At 44.8% G+C, this 1928-nt stretch carries 2 protein-coding genes; both read left to right on the top strand.

Annotation, left to right across the window (positions count from 1 at the left end):
* Positions 1-326 precede the first annotated feature (326 nt).
* On the top strand, positions 327-1130 hold the full coding sequence (locus tag ACTQ3V_RS15485) for a helix-turn-helix domain-containing protein (protein ID WP_002334816.1): 804 nt from the start codon (positions 327-329) through the stop codon (positions 1128-1130).
* 28 nt (positions 1131-1158) lie between these two features.
* Positions 1159-1704: a P-loop nucleotide/nucleoside kinase family protein gene (locus ACTQ3V_RS15480; RefSeq protein ID WP_001071501.1), complete on the top strand. Its 546-nt coding sequence runs from the start codon at positions 1159-1161 to the stop codon at positions 1702-1704.
* Positions 1705-1928 lie beyond the last annotated feature (224 nt).

Genomic DNA, 1928 nt, shown 5'->3' with positions numbered 1-1928 from the left:
CCATGTGTATCGCCAGCTGCATCCCATCACCTCAGACTTTTTTCTTATTATAACATACCGCGAGGGCTGTTGCGAGACTTTGTCAACAGCGCCATTTTGTCCCGAAGTCCGACTCCTTGCGGTGCTTCCCCAGCCGGGGTATTCCTTTTCGGACGGTCATTCTGTTTTCAAGGTGCCGTCCATCGATGAACTACCCTAAGTCTACACGAAAAAAATGCAATTCCCGGAATATTGCGAGAATTGCATTTTGATGAAGTTTACACTTTGGAAATTGCATTTTTGCAATCATTCTGTATAATGGAAGTATGCGGAGGAGGTGCGTATCTATGGCTTTACCCGGAACGCCCGGACAGCGGATTTCCGATTTATGCAACGGGAACCACATCACACAAAAGGAACTTGCGGAGAAGATAGGCGTTTCCGCTTCCCAGTTGAGCCGCATTGTCAGCGGCGAAACAAGAACGGTCAGCAGTGATATTCTCATAGGTGTGGCAAAGGAATTTAAGGTATCGACAGACTACATACTGGGCTTGTCTACCGTGAGCGTTCGTAAAAGCTACGATATTTCTGAATTAGGCTTGTCCGAGGGAGCCGTGAGGGGGCTTGTGACGGGTGCTGTTGATGTGCAAATCCTCAACCGCCTGTTGGAACACAGGAATTTTCCTAAGCTGATAGATTTGATACGGATTTATTTTCAGGATACGGCGGCAAAGGGCATAACAGCAAGAAACCAGCTTATCGAGATGGCAACGGCTTCCCTGTCCGACCTGATGAAAGAACACCCGGAACACCGGGCAGAAGCGAAGCAGGATTTACAGCTTTTGAACGCCCAAAAGATAGGGGAACATGAAGCGGAGATTGAAAAAATCAAAAATGTGTTCCTGGCTATCCTGCGGGACATTAAGAAAGACATTGACAACGGGGAACAGCCGGGAGAAGCTGTGACCGCCGCTATGTTCCAAGCCATGCGGGACGCACTGGCGGAACAGAAACAAAAACCACTTTCCATTGACGATGTAACGGCGATGATAGCTGGACAGATCGGACAGCTTACACCGATGGATAAAGAAACTGTTGAAATGTTCCAGCAGTTTGCGAAGAAGATGATTGAGCAGGCAGGAACAAAGTGATAAATTTGAATTGTGAGGGAAAATACAGATGAATCAAGGAAGAATTATTGTGATTACAGGCTCACCGGGGACAGGAAAAACAACAACTGCGTCAATTGTCGCAAAGGAATCAGATATGGATAAATCAGTGCATATGCACACCGATGACTTTTTTCATTACTTAAGCAAAGGCGCAATACCACCACATTTGCCAGAATCCAACGAGCAAAATCTGGTTGTCATTGAAGCCTTTTTAGAAGCTGCAAAGCGATATGCTCGTGGCGGATATGATGTAATTGTAGATGGGATTGTCGGGCCATGGTTTTTGGAGCCATGGAAAGCTCTTGCCCAAGAAGATTACGAGGTACACTATATTGTATTAAGAGCGAGTAAAAAAGAAACTATGAAGCGAGCTGTGGAACGCTCAAAATTAGATAGAAAAACAAATATTGAATTAGTGGAAACAATGTGGGAGCAATTTTCCGGTTTGGGAGTATATGAATCAAATGTCATAGACACAACTACATTCACAATTAAAGATACGGTTTCCGCAATAAAAGAAAGAGTTGCATGTGGGACGTCTTTACTATCTTAGACATTCCCATTTGTCAGGAAGATAGCAAAGCCAGCCGAGCCAGTCAACGGTCAAGATGAACGGCGCATTTCATGCGCCGCCGTTGACAGTCCCGCCCGTCTTTGCTAAAGGGTAATCAAGGCGGGAAAGCCCTAAAATGGCTTCACACCTATTTCAATAATTGGAGGAGATAAAAATGAGATCAGAAAAGGAAGTTTATGATATTGTTTTGAATTTTGCAAAAA

It is taken from the genome of Candidatus Agathobaculum pullicola, from assembly GCF_052117205.1.
Taxonomy (GTDB): Bacteria; Bacillota; Clostridia; order Oscillospirales; family Butyricicoccaceae; genus Agathobaculum; species Agathobaculum pullicola.
The sequence above is the reverse complement of the archived record's forward strand: the minus strand, read 5'-3'. Positions and strand labels throughout refer to the sequence as shown.